The following is a 20352-nucleotide window of genomic DNA, read 5'->3' on the forward strand; positions in this document are numbered from 1 at the left end:
GTTCGTGCCGCGCGGACCGGGGCCGTCAGGGGGCGGCGACCAGGGTGTCCCCGGTCAGTGCCGCGGTGTGCGCGTCCATGCGCCCGGCGGCGAGGATCGCGGCGGCCGTGTCGGCCCGGGAGGCGGCGACGACCAGCGCGCGGCCCGCGAGGGCGTGCGCCTTGCGGTGCAGGTCCGGCGCGGACGAGCCGCTCAGACCTGCGTGCCGCGCGGGCGGTGCGCCGCGCAGCCGCGCCACCTGCCGGGCGATGAGCTCGCCGGCCTCCGTGTCGCCGAGCTCGTCGGTGACGGCGAGCAGGGCGGCGAGGTGTCCGGCGAGCTGGATGTCCAGCTCCTCCTCGCGGGAGCGGTGCGGATACGCGTGGTCGTCGTCGGACATCCGGTGGACCGACTTGGTGCGGATCGGTTCGTACATGGATGGCCTCCTGATTGCTCGAAAGCCATCCTAGCTTAGATTCGGTCTAAAGTTGAGTGTTGTCCGACTGCTGGTCGCTACGGCTGGCTGTAGCCGTCCAGGAACCGGCCGATCCGCGTCACCGCGTCCGCCAGGTCGGCCGCCGCCGGCAGCGTGACGATCCGGAAGTGGTCCGGCTCGTGCCAGTTGAAGCCCGTCCCGTGCACGACCATGATCTTCTCGGCCCGCAGCAGGTCGAGGACCATCTGCCGGTCGTCCTTGATCTTGTAGACGTTCGGGTCGAGGCGCGGGAACAGGTACAGCGCGCCCTTCGGCTTCACGCACGTCACGCCCGGGATCTGCGTCAGCAGCTCGTACGCCGTGTCCCGCTGCTCCAGGAGCCGCCCGCCCGGCTGCACCAGGTCCTCGATCGACTGCCGGCCCTGCAGCGCGGCGGCCACCGCGTGCTGCGCCGGCATGTTCGCGCAGAGGCGCATGTTCGCGAGGATCGTGAGGCCCTCGATGTACGAGGACGCGTGGTGCTTCGGGCCGCAGACCGCGAGCCAGCCGGAGCGGAAGCCCGCCACCCGGTAGTTCTTGCTCATCCCGTTGAAGGTGAGGCAGAGGAGGTCGGGGGCGATGGCGGCGGTCGGCGTGTGCGTGGTGCCGTCGTAGAGGATCTTGTCGTAGATCTCGTCCGAGCAGACCACCAGGCCGTGGCGCCGGGCGATCTCCGTCAGCCCGCGCAGCATCTCGTCGTCGTAGACCGCGCCCGTCGGATTGTTCGGGTTGATGATCACGATCGCCTTGGTGCGATCGGTGATCTTCCGCTCGATGTCCGCCAGGTCCGGCATCCAGTCCGCCTGCTCGTCGCAGCGGTAGTGCACGGCCGTACCGCCCGCGAGCGACACCGAGGCCGTCCACAGCGGATAGTCCGGAGCCGGGACGAGGACCTCGTCGCCGTCGTCGAGGAGCGCCTGCATCGCCATCTGGATCAGCTCGGAGACGCCGTTGCCGAGGTAGATGTCCTCGACGGAGAGCGGGATGCCCCTGGTCTCGTAGTGGCTCATGATCGCCCGGCGGGCCGACAGGAGGCCCTTCGCGTCGCCGTAGCCGTGCGCCTCGGAGAGGTTGCGCAGCACGTCCTCGAGGATGGCCGGCGGACACTCGAAGCCGAAGGCGGCCGGGTTGCCGGTGTTGAGCTTGAGGATGCGATGACCCGCGGCCTCAAGCCGCATCGCCTCTTCGAGCACCGGACCCCGGATTTCGTAACAGACGTTGGCGAGCTTCGTGGACTGGATCACCTGCATGTCGAGAGCTTACGGCGGGGCGGGCCGGGACGCCTCGTGTTTTGGGACACGCCGGACACCCCCGCGGGGCCCTATGTGACCCGGATCGCATCCACGGTGCCGCGCTCCCTACAATTCGGGCCCATGAGCCAGCAGGACCCCGGAGCCGCCCCACGCAGGCGCGGCCGCCGCCGCCACGCCCCCGCACGCCGGGTGCGCGTACCGGCGTTGCTGATCGCCGCGGGTGCCGCCGGCCTCCTCGGCCTCGGCGCCGCCCTGCTCTCCGGCGGCTCGACCCCCCGCGGCGGCGCCCCGGCCGACAGCGGCCCCGGCGGGCCGCCCGCCCTCATCCAGGGCGACCCCTCGGCCGCGGACGGCACGCCGGAAGGCACCGCGTCGACGCACCCGGGCGAGCCCGGCACCACCCCCTCCGCCGGCGCGACCACCCGGAGCCCCGGACCGACCGCTGCTCCGTCCGGGGACGCGAAGGCTCCCGGCGGCTCCACCCCGTCCGCCGGCGCCACCGCGACCGGCGGTGCCACCGCGACCGGCGACGCCCCCACGGACCACCCGGGCCGCGGGCGGGGCCTGAACAAGCGGCCCAGGTAGCGGGCGGGGCCTGAACAAGCGGCCCAGGTGGCGGCCCGGGGGCCGGGGCGGTACGGGAGACCGGACGGCCGAGTAGGGGTACCCCGCGGGGCGGGATAGGTTGGCGCGTCATGTGGGTTTTCAGTGCCTCCGGATGCCGGTGGCTGGGTGCGGCCGGGTCGCTCGCCGTCGCCGTCGGCGGATACGCGGCCGGTGCGCTTCCGGTGCTCGGCGGCGGGCCGCTGTGGCAGCCGCGGGGCACCGCGCCCGCCACGGCCGGCGCCGTCCTCGCCTACCTCGGCCTGACCTTGCTGGTCGCCGCCTGGTGGCGGTACGGGGTGCTGCACGCCCGGGGCGTACGGGACCGGGTGCTCGCCACCCTCTGCTGCTGGGCCGCGCCGCTGCTCCTCGCCCCGCCGCTGCACAGCGCGGACGTGTACAGCTACATCGCCCAGGGCGGAATGGTCCTCGAAGGGCACGACGTCTACGGCGCCGGACCGTCCGTCCTCGCCCCCGGCGACCTCGGCGCCGACGCCGCGGCGAGCGTCGGCGGGAACTGGACCGACACGCCCGCGCCGTACGGGCCCGTCTTCCTCCTCCTCGCCGAGGCCGTGGTCAAGCTGACCGGCGGGGCGATCGTCCCCGCCGTCCTCGGGACGCGGCTCGTCGCGCTCGGCGCGCTCGCGCTGATCGTCTGGGCCGTACGGGGGCTGGCGGGCGGCTCGGGCGGGGCTGGTGGTTCCGGTGGGGCTGAGGGCTCGGGCGGGGCTGAGGGCTCCGGCGGGGCTGGTGGTTCCAGTGGTTCCGGTGGGGCGCTGTGGTTGGCCGCGCTCAACCCGCTGATGCTCGTGCACGTCGTCGGCGGCGCGCACAACGACGGCCTGATGATCGGGCTCATGCTGAGCGGGGTGCTGCTCGCCGTGCGCGGGCGGTGGGTGATCGGCTGCGTCCTGGTCGGCCTCGCGATGATGGTCAAGTCGCCGGCGGCGGTCGCGCTGCTCTTCATCGGCGTGATGATCGCGCGCCGGGACGGGGGCGTACGCGGTGTCGTCAAGGGCCTCGTCCTGCCGGGGCTCGTCGCGGGCGGCGTGGCCGCCGGGGCGACCCTCGCGGCGGGGACCGGGTTCGGCTGGCTCCGCACCCAGAGCGTCGCCGGGGCCATCCACACCCCGCTCTCCCTCACCAGCGACCTCGGGCTCGCCCTCGGCACGCTCCTCGCCGACGACCCCGACCCCGTCAAGGCCGTCGTGCAGAAGCTCGGCCTGCTCGCGGCCCTCGCGATCATCGCCGCGCTCGCCTGGCGGGCCTGGCGCGGCCGGATCGACCCCGTCCTCGGGCTCGGCCTCGCCCTCGTCGCCCTCGTCGCGCTCTCGCCCATGGTCCAGCCCTGGTACCTGCTCTGGGGCACCACCGTCGTCGCCGCGGTCGCCTGGCACAGCCGGGCGGGGCAGGTCCTCGCCGTCCTCTCCGCGGCGCTCGTCTACGAGACGGCGCCGTCGGGTCACACGCCCTGGTACGGGTTCGTGGTCGCGGTCGGCGTGCTCGTGCTCGGGCTGGTGTGGATGCGGCGGGAGCCGTGGCAGGCGGGCGAGGCGGTGGGTGCGGGGGCGTATCCCGAGGGTGTGCGGTCCCGGTAGCGTCCGTCGGCATGACGCGTGTGTGGATGCTCCCGGTGTTGATGCTCCTCTGCGGTGGGCTCGTCGCGACCGGGGAGGCCGTCGACGGGAGCCCTGCCGAGGCCGTCTTCTCCTTCCTGCTGTTCGCGCTGCTCGCGTTCGCGACCTCGCCGCTGGTGTTCCCCCGGTCCGTCGGGGCGGCGGAGGCGGGGCGGCGGGCGGCGGTCGACGGGCGGCCGGTCGTCTACTGGCGGCCGGGGTGTGCGTACTGCCTGCGGCTGCGGGTGAGGCTCGGGGTGCGGGGGCGGCGGGCGCACTGGGTGAACATCTGGCGTGATGCGGAGGGGGCGGCGGTGGTGCGGGGGGCCACCGGTGGGGACGAGACGGTGCCGACCGTGGTGGTCGGGTCCGAGGTCCGGGTGAATCCGGATCCCGCATGGGTGAGGGCGCGGCTTTAGAGGTCGGGGCGCGGACGAGTGTCCGCGATGGGGGTCACAGCGGGGTTCGGCGGATGGCGCGGCCTGCGAGGGTGTCGGTGCGGGTGTGGTCCTCGATGACGAACTTGCCGTCGACGAGGACGTGGGGGATGCCGGTGGGGAGGGTGCGGGGGGAGGGGTAGGTGGCGTTGGAGGCGACGGTGGTGGGGTCGAAGAGGACGAGGTCGGCGCGGTAGTGCTCGCGGACGAGGCCGCGGTCGGGGAGGCGGAGGCGGGCGGCGGGGCGTGAGGTGAGGTGGGCGACGCATTCCTCGAGGGAGAGGACGCCGAGGTCGCGGACGTAGCGGCCGAGGTACTCGGGGAAGGTGCCGTAGGCGCGGGGGTGGGGCTTGAGGCCCTGGAGGATGCCGTCGGAGCCGCCGGTGTGGACGCGGTGGCGCATGATCGCCCGGACGTTCTCCTCGTGGCCGACGTGCTGGAGGATCGTGGTGCCGAGCCGGTCGTCGATCAGGAGGCGGCGGGCGGTGGGCCAGCCGTCGACGCGGCGGCCGACGTGGTCCGCGAGGGCGGGGTCGGCGACGCCGGAGATCTCGACGGTGTCCCAGTCGACCGGCACGCCGTGGCAGCCGTCCGAGCCGAGGTCCTCCAGGTGGTGGCGGATGCGTTCCGCGGCCGTGTCGTCCCTGAGGCGGGCGAGGACCGCCTCGGGGCCGCCTTCGCTCGCCCAGCCGGGGAGGAGGGCGACGAGGGTCGTGCAGCCGGGGGTGTACGGGTACGTGTCGAGGCTGATGTCCGCGCCGGCGTCGAGGGCCTCGTCGAGGAGGGCCAGGAGTTCGGGCGCCCGGCCCTCGTTGACGCCGAAGTTCATGGTGGCGTGGGCGAGGTGGAGGGGGCAGCCCGCCTCCCGGGCGAGGGCGACCATCTCCGCGTACGCCCGGAGCGCGCCGGCGCCGTACGAGCGGTGGTGCGGGCAGTAGTAGCCGCCGTACCGGGCCACGACGCGGCAGAGTTCGGTGAGCTCGGCGTCCGGCGCGTACATGCCGGGGGTGTAGGTGAGGCCGGAGGACATGCCGACCGCGCCCTGTTCGAGGCCCTCCGCGACGAGCCGGCGCATCCGGTCGAGCTCGGCCTCGGTCGCGGGGCGGTCCTCCCAGCCCATCGCGTACATCCGGACCGTGCCCTGGGGGACGAGGTACGCGGCGTTGACCGCGATCCCGCGGCCCCCGTGGGCCCCGTCGAGGCGGTCCAGGTACTCGCCGACCGTGCGCCAGTCGAGGTCGAGGTCGGACCCGTCGCCGTTCCAGCCGGTGACGGCCCGCCGTACCTCCGCGAGCGTCCGGTCGTCGACGGGGGCGTACGACAGGCCGTCCTGGCCCAGGACTTCGAGGGTCACGCCCTGCGCGGCCTTCGCGCTGTGGTCCGGATCGCGGAGCAGCGCGAGGTCGCTGTGGGCGTGCATGTCGACGAAGCCGGGGGAGAGGACGAGGCCCTCGGCGTCCAGGACGCGGCGGCCGGTGGGGCGCTGGCAGCCGGCCGCCGCGCCCTCCTTGACGATCGCGGCGATCCGGCCGCGGTCGATCGCCACGTCGGCCCGGTAGGAGGGGCCGCCGCTGCCGTCGACGACCTCCGCGTCGCGGATGACGAGTTCCATGGCTGGGCTCCCGGCTCCTAGAAGTAGGTGCGGACGTAGTCGACGACGGTGCCGTCCGCCTCGACGAGCGGGATGAGCTGCCATTTGTCGAAGGAGGTGCAGGGGTGCGACAGGCCCATGCCCACCCAGTCGCCGACCTCGACGTCCGCCCCGGGTTCGGTGCGGAGCCAGGCGTGCTGGTCGGAGAGCTTCGTGACGGTGATGCCCTCGGCGGCGCGGATCTCGCCCGTGCGGGCGTCGCGGACGACCTGTGCCTCGGGGAGGTGCAGGTCGTGGGCGGCGTCGCGCTTGCCCGCGTTGGTGAAGGCCTGCTCGTCGGTGGGACGGGACACGACCTGCGACCACAGCCGGAACGCGGGCTGCAGCGCGCCCTCCTCGGGGACCCGGTTGAAGGGGGTCAGGTTGCGGTACTGGCCGTCGTCGTGCGAGACGTACGCGCCCGAGCGGAGCAGCTTCAGGGTGGGCAGGGACAGTTCGGGGAGTTCGGCGAAGACGTCGGCGACCGTGTCGAACCAGGCGCTGCCGCCCGCGCTCACGATGATCTCCTCGACGCCGCCGTCCGGCCCGCGGAACCGGCCCGCCTTGTCGAACTCGACCGCGAGCGCGGTCAGCCGGCGCAGCCACGCGTCGACCCGCTCGGGCGTGGCCTCCGGCACCTCGCCCTCGTACCCGGCGACGCCGACCAGGCGGAGCGTGGTGGTCGCGGCGACCGCGTCGGCGACGGCGGCGCACTCGGCCTCCGTGCGGACGCCGGTACGGGCCCCCTCGCCGGCGCCCAGTTCGACGACGACGTCCACCGGGCGGACGGCGCCGGCGGCGCGCAGGGCCTCGTCCATCAGCTCGACGCCGCGCACGGAGTCGACGTAGCAGACGAAGCGGAGGTCGGGGTCGGCGTCGAGTTCGGCGGCGAGCCAGCGCAGGGCGACGGCGTCCACGAGCTCGTTGGCGAGGAAGATCCGGGAGATGCCGTGGGCGCGGTAGACGCGGGCCTGGTGGGGCACGGCGGCGGTGATGCCCCAGGCGCCGTACTCCATCTGCCGGTCGAAGAGCTGCGGGGCCATGGACGTCTTGCCGTGCGGCGCGAAGGCGAGGCCGTGCCGTTCCGCGTACAGCTCCAGGAGGCGCAGGTTGTGCTCGACGGACTCCGCGGAGAGGGCGAGGACGGGCGTGGTGAAGCCGCCGGTGAACAGGTCGCGCCGCTGGGCGGCGAGCTCGCCCACGGTCAGGCCCTCGGCGTCCGGGGGAAGGCCCTTGAAGCGGTCGTCGACGCGCTCGGCGGCCGGGTCGGGCTTCGCCGTCGCCGTCGCCGCCGCCGCCTTCGCCTTCGCCGGGTCGGGCTTCGTCTCGTTCGCCGCGTCGGGCATGAGGCCTCCTCGTCGTGGTCGTTGCGTAGAATGCAACGCTCATTGCGCATTGTGCTCATGGCTGTCTAACATCCGGGCCAAGGCCGGGTCAATGGACCCGTAGGAGTCCCAGGGAGCACGAGAGTGAGCGGACACGCGCCCCCGGAGGTCGTCTGCCTCGGCGAGTCCATGGTCACCTTCCTCCCCTCCAGGCCGGGCCGCCTCGCCGACGTCCCCTCCTTCACCCGCGCGATCGGCGGCGCCGAGTCCAACGTCGCCTGCGCCCTCGCCGCCGCCGGACACCGCACCCGATGGGTCGGCCGGGTCGGCCGCGACGGCTTCGGCGACCACCTCGTCGAGACCATCGCCCGCCACGGCGTCGACGTCACCGCCGTCGGCCGCGACCCGCACCGGCCGACCGGCGTCTACTTCCGCACCGACGAGGACCGCGCCACCGACGCCCACGAGGTCGTCTACTACCGGGCCGGATCGGCCGCCTCGGCCATGTCGCCCGCCACCGTCCCGTACGACACCGTCGCCGGCGCCCGCGTCCTCCACCTCACCGGCATCACCGCCGCCCTCTCCGCGGACTGCCTCGACCTCGTCCGGCACCTCACCGCCCCCCGCCCCGGCCGCCCGCTCGTCTCCTTCGACGTCAACCACCGGCCCGCCCTGTGGCGCGACGACAGCGCCCCCGAGGTGCTCCTCGAACTCGCCCGCCGCGCCGACCTGGTCTTCGTGGGCGCCGACGAGGCGAAGGCCCTGTGGGGCCTGAAGGGCATCCGGGCCGTCACCGAGCTCATCGACGGACCCGAGACCGTCGTCCTCAAGCTCGGCAAGGGCGGCGCCCACGTCACCGACCGCCGCCCCGCGTCCTTCGCGGACATCGAGGACGCCGACGGCGTGGGACACCTCCAGCGCCCGCCCCGCGTCGACGTCGTCTCCACCGTCGGCGCCGGCGACGCCTTCGCCGCCGGATTCCTCTCCGCCACCCTCCGCGACCTCGACATGCCGACCCGGCTCCGGCACGGCCACCTCATGGCCGCCGCCGCCCTCACCGCCCCCGGCGACCTGGCCCCGCCGCCCCGCCGCGCCCACGCCGACCGGCTGGCCGCGCTCGACACCGCCGCCTGGGAGACACTTCACCTCGGCCCCGGCTGGACCGAGGCCGACCAGCAGGGCCCCGGCCGGACGGGGGACGACCAGGAGGTACGCACGCCATGAGCCAGACCGTCGACCGGGCGCTCAGCATCCTGCCGCTGCTCGCCCAGGGCCCCGCCGACCTCGGGCAGGTCGCCGAGCAGCTCGGCGTCCACAAGTCCACGGCCCTGCGTCTGCTGCGCACCCTCCACGAGCACGGCCTCGTCCACCGGCAGCAGGACCAGCGCTACCGCCTCGGCGCCCGCCTCTTCGCCCTCGCGCAGGAGGCCGTCGAGAACCTCGACATCCGCGACATCGCCCACCCCTACCTCGCCGCCCTCAACGAGCGCATCGGGCACACCGTCCACCTCGCCGTGTACGAGGAGGGCGAGGTCCTCTACATCGACAAGGTCGAGAGCCGCTACCCGGTCCGCATGTACTCGCGCATCGGCAGGCCCGTCGCGATCACCGTCGCAGCCGTCGCCAAACTGCTCCTCGCCGACCTGCCCGAGGCGGAGCGCCGCGCCGTCGCCGCCAAGCTCGACTACCCCCCGTACACCCCCCGTTCGACCCCGAACGCCGCCGCCTTCCTCAAGGAGCTGGCGGCCGTGCGCGAACAGGGCTGGGCCACCGACCTCGGTGGCCACGAGGAGTCCATCAACTGCGTCGGCGCGCCCATCCGCGGCGCCGACGGCCGGGTCGTCGCCGCCATGTCGGTCTCGGCGCCCAACGTGGTCGTCACGGCCGAGGAACTCCTCACGCTCCTCCCGCAGGTGCGCCGCACCGCGGACGCCATCAGCCGCGAGTACTCCGGCACCGCCCCGACGAAGGAAGCAGAGGAACCGACCGCATGACCGAGAAGACCGCCCTCACCCCCGCCACCCACACCGCCCCGCCCGCCAAGTTCTCGCACGGGGTCAGGAAGGGGAACATCCTCCAGGTCGCCGGCCAGGTCGGCTTCCTCCCCGCCGTCGAGGGCCAGGCGCCCACCGTCGCGGGCCCGACCCTCCGCGAGCAGACCCTCCAGACCTTCGCCAACGTCAAGGCCATCCTGGAGGAGGGCGGCGCGACCTGGGACGACGTCATGATGATGCGCGTCTACCTCACCGACGTCGACCACTTCGCCGAGATGAACGCGATCTACAACCAGTACTTCGAGGAGCAGGACCTCAAGGCCCCCGCCTCCGCCCGCACCACGGTCTACGTCGGCCTCCCCGCCGGCCTCCTGATCGAGATCGACGCCCTCGCCGTCCTCGGCTGAGCCGGTGACACGACGGGGCGCCCCGGCGGTGTTCCCGCCGGGGCGCCCGTCACGTACGGACCGTCAGGCCGCGCAGTACTGCGCCTGCTTGCCGATCGAGCGGTACATGCAGTCGGAGTTCTCCAGGAGTTGGAGGACGGCGTCGCGGTTGCGGGAGGTCTCGCGTTCGATGACCTCGTCGGGCGGGTAGAAGCCGCCGCCGGAGGAGGACGTCGGGTACATCTCGAAGGTGTAGGCGAAGATCCGCTGGGCGCCCCAGAGGTAGTCGTCGATGGACCCGTCGGTGATGTAGAGGTCGCTGGACTGCTCGGGGGTGTAGCCGTTGCTCGCGGCCATCCTGCCGCCGACGGTGGCGAAGGCGTCCCGGTCGTCCTGGGTCATGCCGGTGGTGGTGTTGGCGGTGGTCCAGCCGAAGGGCCAGAGGACCAGCTCGCTGTAGGTGTGGAAGTCGATGGCCGCGGTGATCTGCTGCTTGCCGCCGACCACCCGGGAGCGGACGAAGTCTGCGACGACCTTGACCTCGGGGGCGGACTCGGGGGCGGTGCCGCGGTAGGTCTCGGAGCTCTTGGAGCCGGAGGAGCCGCCGCAGCAGCCCCACTTGTAGTTCCAGTTCCGGTTGGTGTCGGTGCCGATGTACGAGGAGCCGGAGTTGGGCTGGCGGTTCTTGCGCCAGCTGCGGTAGGAGCCGGAGGCGATGTCGTACTCGCCGCCGTCGGGGTTGAGGTCCGGGACGATCCAGATCTCGCGCCCGTTCACCGCGTTGGTGATCCGGGAGTCGGTGCCGTAGCCCGCGCCGAGCTCGCGCAGCAGGTACAGCGCCATCTCGACGGTGAGGTGCTCGCGGGCGTGCTGGTGGTGGGTGAAGAGGACCTCGGGCTCGTTCTCGTCGGTGGCGACGTTGTCGCTGATCTTGATGGCGACGATGTCCCGGCCCTGGTACGACTTCCCGATGACCTGCTTGCGCATGATGGACGGGTAGGCGGCGAGGCGCTGGTCGATCTCCGCGTTCGCCTCCGCGTAGTTGTGGTACTTCGCGTCGGCGGAGGGGAAGTCGAGCGGGCCGGCCGCCTTGCCGCCCTCGTCCGCGCGGTCCGGCGGTCCGGGGAGCGCGACCGGCTTGTAGCCGAGCGCCTTGAGGTTCGCCAGCTGCGCGGTGTTGGCGCTGACGACGACCGAGCGGGCGTCGACCTCGTCGATCGAGACGCCGGTGGCGGCGAGCGCGGTGCGGGCGGCCGGGGTGGACGGCCCGGCGACCTCGTACTGCCGGATCACCTCCTCGGCGCCCGAGGCGATACGGGCGGCGGTCGGTGCCGGGTCGGCCCCGGCGGGCGTGGAGAGGGCGGAGAGGGGCGCCGCGAGGGCGAGCGCCACGAGGGCCGCGAGGGTGGCGGACCTTCTGCCGCGGGTGGGACGTCGCATGCTGTCTCCTGGGTGGGGAGTGTGGGGGAGTGCGACAAACTCGTGCGGGTGTCCGGGCACATGGTGGGGCTATGTCATGGACCGGTCAAGGTAGCGAGTTCGGCCATACTGTCCCGCGTGGGGACCCTCATCGGTAGATACGTCATCGAGCACAAGCTAGGCGAAGGCGGCATGGGCACCGTCTATCTCGCCCGATCGCGCGGCGGGCGCGCCGTCGCCGTCAAAGTCGCGCGGCCGGAACTCGCCTCCGACCCTTCCTTCCGCGCCCGCTTCCGCGCCGAGGTCGCCGCCGCCCGGCAGGTCGGCGGCTTCCACACGGCGCAGGTCGTCGACGCCGACCCCGACGCCGAGGCGCCCTGGCTCGCCACCGCCTACATCCCCGGCCCCACCCTCTCCGGACTCCTCACCGCCGAGGGCCCGATGGGCGAGGACCGGCTCCGCGCGCTCGGCGCCGCGCTCGCCGAGGCCCTGGAGGCCATCCACGCCTGCGGGCTCGTCCACCGCGACCTCAAGCCCGGCAACATCGTGATGGCCCCCGACGGTCCCCGCGTCCTCGACTTCGGCATCGCCCGAGCCCTCGAGTCCACCCGGCTCACCGCCACCGGCAACGCCTTCGGCACCCCCGGCTACCTCGCCCCCGAACAGGCCCTCGGCGAGGAGGTGACGGGCGCCGCCGACGTGTTCGCCCTCGGCGCCGTCCTCGTCGCCGCGACCGGCGGGCGCCCCTTCGGCGACGGCACCCCGATGGGTCTCATGTACCGGTCCGTGCACGAGGCCCCCGACCTCGCCACCGTCCCCGAGGCCCTCCGCGACCTCGTCGGCCGCTGCCTCGCCAAGAACCCGTACGAACGGCCCACCCCGGACGAGATCCTGGACGCGCTCGGAGAAGGCGGCCGGGGGGCGGCCCTCACGCCGCAGGCCCCGGCACCCGTGCCGGTGCCGGGCCAGAACTCGGTGCCGGTCCAGGCGGCGCTGCCGGCTCAGGCCCCGGGTCCGGTTCAGGCTCCGGGTGCGGTCCAGGCCTCGGGCCCGCTTCAGGCTCAGACCCCGGCTCCGGGTCCGGGCCCGCTTCAGGCTCAGACCCCGGCGCCGGCTTCGGCCCCGGTTCAGGTCCCGACCCCGGCCCCCGTCCAGGCCCCGGTGCCCGGTTGGGGACCGCCGCAGGGGTCCGTGGTGCCGTCCGGGCCGGTGGCGCCGTCCGGGCACGTCGCGCCCGGGTCCGTGGCGCCGCCCGGTTTCGGGCCCGCGCAGCCGCCGGATCCCGGAGTGCTGCACGTACCGCACGGGCAGGGGTTCGCCGTGCCGCCTCCGCCGGCCGGGCCGCCGCAGCCCGGGCCCGAATTCGTGGCGGCGGACCGGGCGTCCGGGATCGTCGTGGACGGTGGAGGGGTGCACCTCCAGCTGTACGGCGAGGAGGCGGCGTTCACCTGGGCGGAGATCGTCGGGGTGGAGTACTGGCCGACCCGGCGCGGCCGGGGGCTGCGGATCGCCGTGTCCCTGTCCCCGCAGCTGGGCGGTGGCGTGTACGCCTGCGAGCTGGACGGGCGCCGTACCGTCCGGGTCGACGAGTGGGCCGCCCGGCTCGCCGCGGTCCTGGCCCATTACCTGCCGCCCCGCTGATCCGCGTACGAGGGGAGGGCGGGGCGGAAACGGCGACAGCGCCGCCGGGGGAGCGGCGGCGCTGCGCGTGAGGGGTCCTGTCGTTACGGCAGGTTGTGGACGTGGGGGCCGACCGCGTTCGACCAGGCGTTGCCGGCCGTCGCGTCCCAGTTGGTCGACCAGGTCATGGCGCCGCGGAGGGTGGGCCAGGCCTGGGCGGGCTTGAAGGTGCCGCAGCCGGTGAGCTTGGTGAGGCAGTCGAGCGCGTTCTTCACGACCTGCGGGTCGACGTAGCCGCTGCCCGCGCCGCGGGTGGAGGCGGGGACGCCGAGGCCGACCTGCGAGGGGGCGAGGCCGCCCTGGATCTGGATGCAGGCGAGCGCGGTGAGGAAGTCCACCGAACCCTGGCTGTAGACCTTGCCGTCGCAGCCGAGCATCGAACCGCTGTTGTAGTACTGGGTGTTGACGACCGTGAGGATGTCCTTCACGGCGAGCGCGGTCTTGAAGTACTCCGTGCCCGTGGACTGCATGTCGATGGTCTGCGGGGCCATCGTGATGACCAGGCTCGACCCCGCCTTGGCGGAGAGCTGGCGCAGCGCCTTGGAGAGGTACGTGGAGTTGATGCCGTGCTCGAGGTCGATGTCGACGCCGTTGAAGCCGTACTCCTGCATCAGGGCGTACGCGCTGTCGGCGAAGGCGGTGGCGCTGGCGTCACTGTTGATCGTGACGTTGCCCTTCTCGCCGCCGACCGAGATGATCACGGACTTGCCGGCGGCCTTCTTGGCCGCGACGTCGGCCTTGAAGTCGGCGACCGAGGCGTAGCCGACGGCGGGGTCGAGGTTGAAGGTGATCTGGCCGGGCGTGGTGGTCGAGTCGGCGAACGAGACGGCGATGATGTCGTAGGCCGCCTGGACGTCCCGCAGCTTCTGCTTGGCGGCGCCGTTGTCGAAGTTCTGCCAGTAGCCGGTGACGGCGTGCTTCGGGACGGCCGGGCCGGGGCCCGGGTCCGTGACCTTGGCGGTGCGCGCGGTCACGGCGGCAGACTTCGCGGACTCGCCGGCCGCGTTCGCCGCGGAGACCTGGAACTGGTACGCGGTGTCGGCGGTGAGCCCGGTGACGGTGGCGGAAGTGCCGGTCACCGTCTGGGGGTTGGCGCCGTCCCGGTACACCTTGTAGCTCGTGGCGCCGGAGACCGCGCCCCAGCTCAGGGCGACGGAGGACGTGGTGACCGAACCGGCGGCGAGGCCGGCCGGGGTGGACGGGACGACCGGGTCGGGGTCCTGGCCGCCGCCCCCGTCGGGGCCGTAGACGCTCACGTCGTCCACGAGGTAGGGCGAGGTGCCGTACCAGCCGTGGGTGTAGATCTCGACCGAGGTGGTGCTCGCCCCGGTGGTGAACGTGGTGGTCAGCTGCTTCCAGGAGGGGCTGTCGGGCGTCCAGGTGGAGACGGTGCCCGTGCCGGTCCCGGTGTTGTTCGCGCCGAGGTAGGCGTAGCCGCCCTGGACCCAGGCGCTCAGCGTGTACGTCGAGTTGGGCTTGACGGCCACGGTCTGCACGCACTTGGCGTTGTCGAGGCCGGCCGGGGTGGCCTTGAGGGCGCCGGCCCCGGTGCGGACCGGGGAGGAGACGGCGGCGCCGCTGCCTGCGGAACAGGACCAGTTGGCGAGGCCGTTCTCGAACCCGGCGTTCTTGGCGACGTTGACGTCCGCCGCCTGCGCGGTGCCGGCTCCGCCGACGAGGACGAGCCCGGAGCCGACGGCGAGCGCGAGGGCTCCGCCGAGCCAACGGCGTCCGTGCGGGCGGGTGGTGGTGCGGTCCACGTGCATCCTCCGGTGGGGGAGTTGGGGATGTGGAGGTGCCGTACGTCGTCGTACGGAGGATCCGTCAGCGATTCGTACGGGGGTACGAGGCTGTGCGGGAGGTTCGACGGTGGCCACCGCTGTCGGAACAAGCTGGTCCAGACCAATCGCGTTGTCAAGACCTCTGGCAGGAGACGGCGTTCGCGGCCCCCGCGCCTCCACCGCCCCCGCCACGGGAAACGCCGGGGTGGGAAGGGTCGGCGGGGCCCGCGCCCCCACCCCAAATTGATGGGGGCAGCTTGGCGGATTGTGTGTTCACCACCCCGGGGGACGTGGATAGGGTGCAGACACGGTCGCACCCTGCGGTGACGCCGTGAACGCGGTAAGTGATCCGCGGCCCCCGGCGCACCGGAGGCCGGAGGGGACGGGGGAGCCTGACGTGCCGACAGCGATCGCGGTCACCGGCGCCGACCTGGTGCTGCCACCGACCGACCCGGGGACCCCGAACGCCGCCGTCCTCCCACCCCCCGACAACCGCCCGCTCGACGCCTCCGTCGCCGACATGCAGCACCTCCTCGCCCGGCACGGACACGTCGTCGTCGTCTGCCCCGCCGCCGCCCCCGCCGCCGTCGAGCAACGCCTCCGCGCCGTCCGCGGCCTGCTCGAAAGCGACCGGATCGCCCTGGTCAGGACCGACCTGCCGCCCCTCGGCACGGCCGTACTCGTCCGCCAGCTCCGGCAACTGGCCGGCTGCGACTTCAGCCCCGGCGTCCTCGCCTCCGCCGCCCGGCTCCTCGCCCACTACATCTACGCCGGCGCCGTCCTCGGCTCCGTCGCCCGGCTCGACCGCGTCCCCGTCAGCCTCGGCTCCCACCTCAAGGGCTGGCTCCCCGGCGCCCACTTCGCCGTCCTCGCCGGACCCACCCCCCAGATCGTGCGCCTCGGCAACGGCGAAACCCCCCTCGCCGGACCCGAGTTCACCACCGAACTCCTCCTCGCCCGCGGCCACCTCCAGACCGACTGGCCCACCACCACCCTCGTACCCCAGTGGCGCATCGGCGGCCCCGTCCACGAGACGCCCCTGCCCGAGACCTCACCCGCCTGGTGGGGCACCCCCAAACTCGTCGAGTTCGCCGCCTACCTCCCCGACCTCCCCGTCCTCTACCAACTCGTCTCCTCCGTCCGCCGCGAGACCTGCCACTGGTGCGGCATGGACCTCATCGGAGACCGCTGCGGCTTCTGCGCCGCCCCCCTCGCCCCACCGGACCAGGCCCCCCGCGCGGTCGCCCCCGCGGGCCGGACCCCCGGCGCCCTCACCGGCGGCCCGCCCGTCCGCGCCCTGGGCACCGGCGCCCACGCCGCCCCGGCCCTCGGCCCCGCGCACCCCACCCGCGCCCTGCCGTGAACCGCGCCCGCCGCGACGCCCCCGCACGACCCGCCACCCACCAGCCGCCCCGTCCGTCCGGACCCACGTCTCCGATCGAGGTAGTACGGCCATGAACTCCCGCCAGCGCCGCGGCGTCATCCTGCTGCTGCTGTCCGTCCTGTGCGCGCTCGGCGCCTTCGCCGGCGTCCTCGCCGTCATCAGCGACGTGAACTCGAAGGTCGGCCCGGAGGTCACCGCGTACCGGATCGCCAGGAACGTGAAGCCCTACACGGCCCTGAGCACCGGCCAGTTCGAGAAGATCACGATGCCGAAGCGCTGGCTCCCCGAGACCGCCGTCACCGACCTCCGGCGCATCCAGGGCAAGATCGCCGTCACCGAACTGCGGGAGGGCTCGCTCCTCCAGGAGGACATGATCGTCGACCGGCCGGCCCTCCAGGACGGCCAGCAGGAGATCGCCATCATGATCGACGCGGCCACCGGCGTCGCCGGCAAGATCACCGCGGGCGCCACCGTCAACATCTACGCCACCTTCGCCGGCGAGAAGAAGGGCGACCCCTCCCAGTCCCGGATGATCGTCGCCGGCGCCCGCGTCCTCGACGTCGGCAAGCTCACCCCCATCCGCGACCAGTCCGGCAACACCGGCCGCACCGGCGCCGAAGCCGTCCCCATCAGCTTCGCCCTCTCCACCCTCGACACCCAGCGCGTCGCCTACGCCGAGTCGTTCGCCGAGCACGTACGCCTCGCCCTCGTCGCGCCCACCACCGGCGGCGCCCCCGCCGACCAGCGCGACCGCACCTACACGCTCGAAAAGGACAAGTGAGGCCGGTATGACCACCAGGATCCTGCCGGCCGTCGGGGACCCCGACGCGGCCCGGTCCGTCATGACGCTGCTCAGCCAGCTCCCCGACGCCGAACCCGCCCCGCCCGTCGCCGACTCCACCCAACTCGTCGACGCCCTCGCGCGCCTCGCCGCCGTCTCCGTCGACGAACTCCCCGAAGTCGTCCTCGTCCACGAGCGGATCGGACCCGTCCCCGCGCTCGAACTCGTCCGCGAGGTCGCCCTCCGCTTCCCCGCCGTCGGCACCGTCCTCATCAGCGCCGACGCCAGCCCCGTCCTCTTCTCCGCCGCCATGGACTCCGGCGCCCGCGGCCTCGTCACCCTCCCCCTCGGCTACGAGGAACTCGCCAGCCGCGTCCAGGCCGCCGCCCAGTGGTCCACCGGCGTCCGCCGCCACCTCGGCGCCGGCGCCGAGCGCCCCACCGGACCCGGCGGCACCGTCGTCACCGTCAGCGGCGCCAAGGGCGGCGTCGGCACCACCGTCACCGCCGTCCACCTCGCCCTCGCCGCCCGCGCCTCCGGCCGCACCGTCGCCCTCGTCGACATGGACCTCCAGAACGGCGACATCGCCTCCTACCTCGACGTCCAGTTCCGCCGCTCCGTCGCCGACCTCTCCACCATCGCCGACATCTCGCCCCGCGTCCTCCAGGACGCCGTCTACCTCCACGAGACCGGCCTCTCCCTCCTCCTGGCCCCCGCCGAAGGCGAACGCGGCGAAGAGGTCACCGACCGCGCCGCCCGCCAGATCGTCAGCGCCCTCCGCGGCCGCCACGACGTCGTCGTCGTCGACTGCGGCTCCCGCCTCGACAGTGCCAACGCCGCCGCCGTCGAGATGGCCGACACCGCCCTCCTCGTCACCACCCCCGACGTCGTCGCCGTCCGCGCCGCCAAACGCACCGTCCGCATGTGGGAACGCCTCCAGGTCCGCAAGGCCGAGGACACCGTCACCCTCGTCAACCGCCACCACCGCTCCACCGAGATCCAGCCACCCCTCGTCCAGAAGATCACCGGCACCCGCATCGCCTCCGTCGCCGTCCCCGCCCACTTCAAGGAACTCTCCGCCGTCGTCGACGCCGGCCGCCTCCACGAACTCGACGCCAAGTCCACCGTCAAGCAGGCCCTGTGGGCCCTCGCCGGCGAACTCGGCCTCGTCGGCGCCCCCGCCGCCGACACCCCCGGCGCCCCCGGCAAGCAGCTCGCCCGTGCCGGCGACCGCGGCTCCCTCGGCCTCCGCCGCCGCACCGGAGGACGCTGACCATGACCGCGATCCGGGACGACGACAGAGGGCAGGTGGCGGTCGAGTTCGTCGGCATGGTGCCGCTCATCCTGCTCACCCTCGCCCTGCTCTGGCAGGTCGTCCTGGTCGGCTACACGTACACGCTCGCGGGGAACGCCGCGGACGAGGCGGCGCGGGCGGCGGCCGTCGGCGACGACTGCTCCGAAGCCGCCCTGCGCCACCTCGACGGAGCCTGGAAGAGCGGAGCGAGGCCGGCCTGCTCCTCGGACGGAAGCATGGTCACCGCCGTCGTCGCGATCCGCGTCCCCGTGCTCTTCCCCGGCGTCGGCGGCCTCTTCACGGTGGAGGCGAAGGCCGCCGCGGTGGACGAGGAGGGCATGCGGCCATGACGGGCGACCGACGCGGAATGCGGTGGGATCTTCGTCGAACGCGGCGCGACCGACGCGGAACGGGATGCGGCCGTCGCGGAATGTGGTGGGATCTTCGTCGAACGCGGCGCGACCGACGCGGAACGGGATGCGGCCGACGCGGAATGCGGTGGGACCTTCGCGGAACGCGGCGCGACCGACGCGGAACGGGATGTGGCCGTCGCGGAACGCGGTGGGACCTTCGCCGAACGCGGCGCGACCGGGGCCAGGCGGCCGTCGAGTACCTCGGCTTCCTGCCCGTCCTCCTGCTCGTCGGCCTCGCCGGGCTCCAGCTCGGCGTCGCCGCGTACGCCGCCCAGCAGGCGGGAACGGCCGCCCGCGCGGCGGCGAGGGCCGCGAGCAGCGACGCCGACGACGCCCCCGACCCGGAGACCGTCGGCCGCGCGGCCGCCGACTGGGCCACCTCCGTCTCGGTCACCGAGGGCGGCGGCGAGGCCGTCGCCACGGTCACCGTCCGCATCCCCTCCGTCGTGCCCTTCTGGGACTTCGGCGACGTGACCAAGACCGCCACCATGCCCCTGACCGAGACGCCTCCGGAGGACCTGCCATGAGCCTGCGCTCCCGGATCAACGCCCCCGAGGACAAGGGCGGCGGCGCGGCTGCCAGGGAGGACGGCCACCTGGTCGCCGCCTTCCGCGCCAAGCTCCTGGAGGAGATCGACCTCACCGAGATGTCCGCGCTCGCGGCCGCCGAACGGCGCGCCCGCCTGGAGCGCGTCCTCGGACACATCATCAGCCGCGAGGGACCGGTCCTCTCCACCGCCGAACGCGCCCAGCTGATCCGCCGGGTCGTCGACGAGGCCCTCGGGCTCGGCGTACTCGAACCGCTCCTCGAAGACGCCTCCATCACCGAGATCATGGTCAACGGCCCCGACCAGATCTTCATCGAGCGCGGCGGACGCGTCGAACTCCTCCCGCTCCGCTTCGCCTCCCACGACCAGCTGATGCAGACCATCGAGCGGATCGTGTCGACCGTCAACCGCCGCGTCGACGAGTCCAACCCGATGGTCGACGCCCGGCTCCCCTCCGGAGAACGCGTCAACGTCATCATCCCGCCGCTCTCCCTCACCGGCGCGACCCTCACCATCCGCCGCTTCCCCCGCGCCTACACGCTCCACGAGATGATCGGCCTCGGCTCCCTCGACGAGCAGATGCTGCTCCTGCTGTCCGGGCTCGTCCAGGCCAAGTTCAACCTGATCGTCTCCGGCGCCACCGGCACCGGCAAGACCACTCTCCTCAACGCCCTCTCCGGCCTCGTCCCGGACGGCGAACGGATCATCACCATCGAGGACTCGGCCGAACTCCAGCTCCAGCAGTCCCACGTCATCCGCCTGGAGGCCCGCCCGCCGAACATCGAAGGCCGCGGCGCCATCTCCATCCGCGACCTCGTCCGCAACTCCCTGCGCATGCGCCCCGACCGGATCATCGTCGGAGAGGTCCGCGGCGGCGAGACCCTCGACATGCTCCAGGCGATGTCCACCGGCCACGACGGCTCCCTCGCCACCGTCCACGCCAACTCCGCCGAGGACGCCCTCATGCGGCTCCAGACCCTCGCCTCCATGTCCGAGGTCAAGGTCCCCTTCGAAGCCCTGCGCGACCAGATCAACAGCGCCGTCGACGTCCTCGTCCAGCTCACCCGCCACCCCGACGGCACCCGCCGGATCACCGAGATCTCCGTCCTCGCCTCCCACGGCCGCGAACGCTTCCTCCTCGCCACCATCTGCCGCTTCCAGGCCCAGCCCGTCGCCGCCGACGGACGCGTCTACGGCCGCTTCACCTACCACCCGCTGCCCCGCCGCGTCGCCGAACGCCTCTACATGGCCGGACAGCCCATCCCCCAGGCCTTCGGCGTCGCCGCCACCGACGCCCACCTGGCCACCCGAGAGGCGGAATGATGACCGACGCGAACCTCGTCACCGGGGAGGCG

Annotated in this window: 19 protein-coding genes; 13 read left to right on the top strand and 6 right to left on the bottom strand. The window is 73.5% G+C overall.

All coding sequences use genetic code 11. From position 1 onward, the window contains the following. Positions 1–25 precede the first annotated feature (25 nt). Together ACFCY7_RS22740 and ACFCY7_RS22745 are read right to left on the bottom strand one after the other, a co-directional pair. Complete coding sequence (locus ACFCY7_RS22740) at positions 26–415, bottom strand: hypothetical protein (RefSeq protein WP_376487766.1); 390 nt, start codon at positions 413–415, stop codon at positions 26–28. Between the two features lie 77 nt (positions 416–492). Then, complete coding sequence (locus tag ACFCY7_RS22745; protein WP_376487767.1) at positions 493–1704, bottom strand: pyridoxal phosphate-dependent aminotransferase; 1212 nt, start codon at positions 1702–1704, stop codon at positions 493–495. A 123-nt stretch (positions 1705–1827) separates the two neighbouring features. Between ACFCY7_RS22745 and ACFCY7_RS22750 the strand changes: the two genes are divergently transcribed. From ACFCY7_RS22750 to ACFCY7_RS22760, 3 genes are all read left to right on the top strand, one after another. Further along, a complete protein-coding gene (locus ACFCY7_RS22750; RefSeq protein ID WP_376487769.1) occupies positions 1828–2292 on the top strand; it encodes a hypothetical protein in 465 nt (154 codons plus the stop codon). A gap of 110 nt (positions 2293–2402) precedes the next feature. After that, a complete protein-coding gene (mptB, locus tag ACFCY7_RS22755) occupies positions 2403–3908 on the top strand; it encodes a polyprenol phosphomannose-dependent alpha 1,6 mannosyltransferase MptB (protein WP_376487770.1) in 1506 nt (501 codons plus the stop codon). Between the two features lie 11 nt (positions 3909–3919). Beyond that, positions 3920–4345 carry a glutaredoxin domain-containing protein gene (locus ACFCY7_RS22760; protein ID WP_376487771.1) on the top strand — a complete coding sequence of 142 codons (426 nt, stop codon included), beginning with the start codon at positions 3920–3922 and terminating at the stop codon, positions 4343–4345. Between the two features lie 34 nt (positions 4346–4379). Here ACFCY7_RS22760 and ACFCY7_RS22765 read toward each other — a convergent pair whose 3' ends face one another. Continuing rightward, the gene (locus tag ACFCY7_RS22765) at positions 4380–5975 is read right to left on the bottom strand and encodes an amidohydrolase family protein (RefSeq protein ID WP_376487772.1); all 1596 of its coding nucleotides are present in this window, start codon (positions 5973–5975) and stop codon (positions 4380–4382) included. A gap of 17 nt (positions 5976–5992) precedes the next feature. Next, entirely contained in the window at positions 5993–7339 is a 1347-nt protein-coding gene (locus ACFCY7_RS22770) for an alanine racemase (RefSeq protein WP_376487774.1), read from the bottom strand. Between the two features lie 123 nt (positions 7340–7462). Here ACFCY7_RS22770 and ACFCY7_RS22775 point away from each other — a divergent pair, with 123 nt between their 5' ends. Genes ACFCY7_RS22775 through ACFCY7_RS22785 form a run of 3 tightly spaced genes read left to right on the top strand, consistent with a single transcriptional unit; the run spans position 7463 to position 9719 of the window. After that, on the top strand, positions 7463–8542 hold the full coding sequence (locus ACFCY7_RS22775) for a sugar kinase (RefSeq protein WP_376487776.1): 1080 nt from the start codon (positions 7463–7465) through the stop codon (positions 8540–8542). Continuing rightward, positions 8539–9312 carry an IclR family transcriptional regulator gene (locus ACFCY7_RS22780; protein WP_376487777.1) on the top strand — a complete coding sequence of 258 codons (774 nt, stop codon included), beginning with the start codon at positions 8539–8541 and terminating at the stop codon, positions 9310–9312. The genes ACFCY7_RS22775 and ACFCY7_RS22780 overlap by 4 nt, the downstream gene beginning before the upstream one ends. Then, positions 9309–9719, top strand: a complete 411-nt coding sequence (locus tag ACFCY7_RS22785; RefSeq protein WP_376487779.1) for a RidA family protein — start codon at positions 9309–9311, stop codon at positions 9717–9719. Before ACFCY7_RS22780 ends, ACFCY7_RS22785 begins: the two co-directional genes overlap by 4 nt. 63 nt (positions 9720–9782) lie before the next feature. On the opposite strand, the gene ACFCY7_RS22790 is transcribed toward ACFCY7_RS22785, so the two are convergent. Further along, entirely contained in the window at positions 9783–11138 is a 1356-nt protein-coding gene (locus ACFCY7_RS22790) for a M14 family metallopeptidase (RefSeq protein ID WP_376487780.1), read from the bottom strand. Positions 11139–11255: 117 nt separating this feature from the next. Here ACFCY7_RS22790 and ACFCY7_RS22795 point away from each other — a divergent pair, with 117 nt between their 5' ends. Further along, a complete protein-coding gene (locus ACFCY7_RS22795; protein ID WP_376487782.1) occupies positions 11256–12758 on the top strand; it encodes a protein kinase in 1503 nt (500 codons plus the stop codon). 83 nt (positions 12759–12841) lie between these two features. Here ACFCY7_RS22795 and ACFCY7_RS22800 read toward each other — a convergent pair whose 3' ends face one another. Then, positions 12842–14557, bottom strand: coding sequence for a chitinase (locus tag ACFCY7_RS22800; RefSeq protein WP_376487784.1), 1716 nt, complete (start codon positions 14555–14557; stop codon positions 12842–12844). Positions 14558–14975: 418 nt separating this feature from the next. On the opposite strand from ACFCY7_RS22800, the gene ACFCY7_RS22805 reads away from it, so the two are divergent. The 6 genes from ACFCY7_RS22805 to ACFCY7_RS22830 all read left to right on the top strand — a co-directional run bounded on the left by ACFCY7_RS22805 (position 14976) and on the right by ACFCY7_RS22830 (position 20320). Next, on the top strand, positions 14976–15941 hold the full coding sequence (locus tag ACFCY7_RS22805) for a hypothetical protein (RefSeq protein WP_376487785.1): 966 nt from the start codon (positions 14976–14978) through the stop codon (positions 15939–15941). 91 nt (positions 15942–16032) lie between these two features. Next, the gene (locus tag ACFCY7_RS22810; protein WP_376487787.1) at positions 16033–16743 is read left to right on the top strand and encodes a Flp pilus assembly protein CpaB; all 711 of its coding nucleotides are present in this window, start codon (positions 16033–16035) and stop codon (positions 16741–16743) included. Positions 16744–16750: 7 nt separating this feature from the next. Continuing rightward, positions 16751–18016, top strand: coding sequence for a CpaE family protein (locus tag ACFCY7_RS22815; RefSeq protein WP_376487789.1), 1266 nt, complete (start codon positions 16751–16753; stop codon positions 18014–18016). Positions 18017–18018: 2 nt separating this feature from the next. Beyond that, entirely contained in the window at positions 18019–18387 is a 369-nt protein-coding gene (locus ACFCY7_RS22820; RefSeq protein WP_376487790.1) for a TadE/TadG family type IV pilus assembly protein, read from the top strand. Between the two features lie 143 nt (positions 18388–18530). After that, positions 18531–18977, top strand: a complete 447-nt coding sequence (locus ACFCY7_RS22825) for a TadE/TadG family type IV pilus assembly protein (protein ID WP_376487792.1) — start codon at positions 18531–18533, stop codon at positions 18975–18977. Beyond that, positions 18974–20320, top strand: a complete 1347-nt coding sequence (locus ACFCY7_RS22830; RefSeq protein WP_376487794.1) for a CpaF family protein — start codon at positions 18974–18976, stop codon at positions 20318–20320. The genes ACFCY7_RS22825 and ACFCY7_RS22830 overlap by 4 nt, the downstream gene beginning before the upstream one ends. The last annotated feature ends 32 nt before the right edge of the window (positions 20321–20352 follow it).

This window comes from Streptomyces sp. NPDC056361 (assembly GCF_042262805.1).
Classification (GTDB): domain Bacteria; phylum Actinomycetota; class Actinomycetes; order Streptomycetales; family Streptomycetaceae; genus Streptomyces.

What these genes read in the sequence shown, in the direction of transcription:
- ACFCY7_RS22820 (WP_376487790.1), top strand. Translation starts at nt 18,019, where the DNA reads ATGACCGCGATCCGGGACGACGACAGAGGGCAGGTGGCGGTCGAGTTC.
- ACFCY7_RS22770 (WP_376487774.1), bottom strand. Translation starts at nt 7,339, where the DNA reads ATGCCCGACGCGGCGAACGAGACGAAGCCCGACCCGGCGAAGGCGAAG.
- ACFCY7_RS22790 (WP_376487780.1), bottom strand. Translation starts at nt 11,138, where the DNA reads ATGCGACGTCCCACCCGCGGCAGAAGGTCCGCCACCCTCGCGGCCCTC.
- ACFCY7_RS22780 (WP_376487777.1), top strand. Translation starts at nt 8,539, where the DNA reads ATGAGCCAGACCGTCGACCGGGCGCTCAGCATCCTGCCGCTGCTCGCC.
- ACFCY7_RS22830 (WP_376487794.1), top strand. Translation starts at nt 18,974, where the DNA reads ATGAGCCTGCGCTCCCGGATCAACGCCCCCGAGGACAAGGGCGGCGGC.
- ACFCY7_RS22740 (WP_376487766.1), bottom strand. Translation starts at nt 415, where the DNA reads ATGTACGAACCGATCCGCACCAAGTCGGTCCACCGGATGTCCGACGAC.
- ACFCY7_RS22815 (WP_376487789.1), top strand. Translation starts at nt 16,751, where the DNA reads ATGACCACCAGGATCCTGCCGGCCGTCGGGGACCCCGACGCGGCCCGG.
- ACFCY7_RS22825 (WP_376487792.1), top strand. Translation starts at nt 18,531, where the DNA reads ATGCGGTGGGACCTTCGCGGAACGCGGCGCGACCGACGCGGAACGGGA.
- ACFCY7_RS22750 (WP_376487769.1), top strand. Translation starts at nt 1,828, where the DNA reads ATGAGCCAGCAGGACCCCGGAGCCGCCCCACGCAGGCGCGGCCGCCGC.
- ACFCY7_RS22810 (WP_376487787.1), top strand. Translation starts at nt 16,033, where the DNA reads ATGAACTCCCGCCAGCGCCGCGGCGTCATCCTGCTGCTGCTGTCCGTC.
- ACFCY7_RS22785 (WP_376487779.1), top strand. Translation starts at nt 9,309, where the DNA reads ATGACCGAGAAGACCGCCCTCACCCCCGCCACCCACACCGCCCCGCCC.
- ACFCY7_RS22760 (WP_376487771.1), top strand. Translation starts at nt 3,920, where the DNA reads ATGACGCGTGTGTGGATGCTCCCGGTGTTGATGCTCCTCTGCGGTGGG.
- mptB (WP_376487770.1), top strand. Translation starts at nt 2,403, where the DNA reads ATGTGGGTTTTCAGTGCCTCCGGATGCCGGTGGCTGGGTGCGGCCGGG.
- ACFCY7_RS22765 (WP_376487772.1), bottom strand. Translation starts at nt 5,975, where the DNA reads ATGGAACTCGTCATCCGCGACGCGGAGGTCGTCGACGGCAGCGGCGGC.
- ACFCY7_RS22745 (WP_376487767.1), bottom strand. Translation starts at nt 1,704, where the DNA reads ATGCAGGTGATCCAGTCCACGAAGCTCGCCAACGTCTGTTACGAAATC.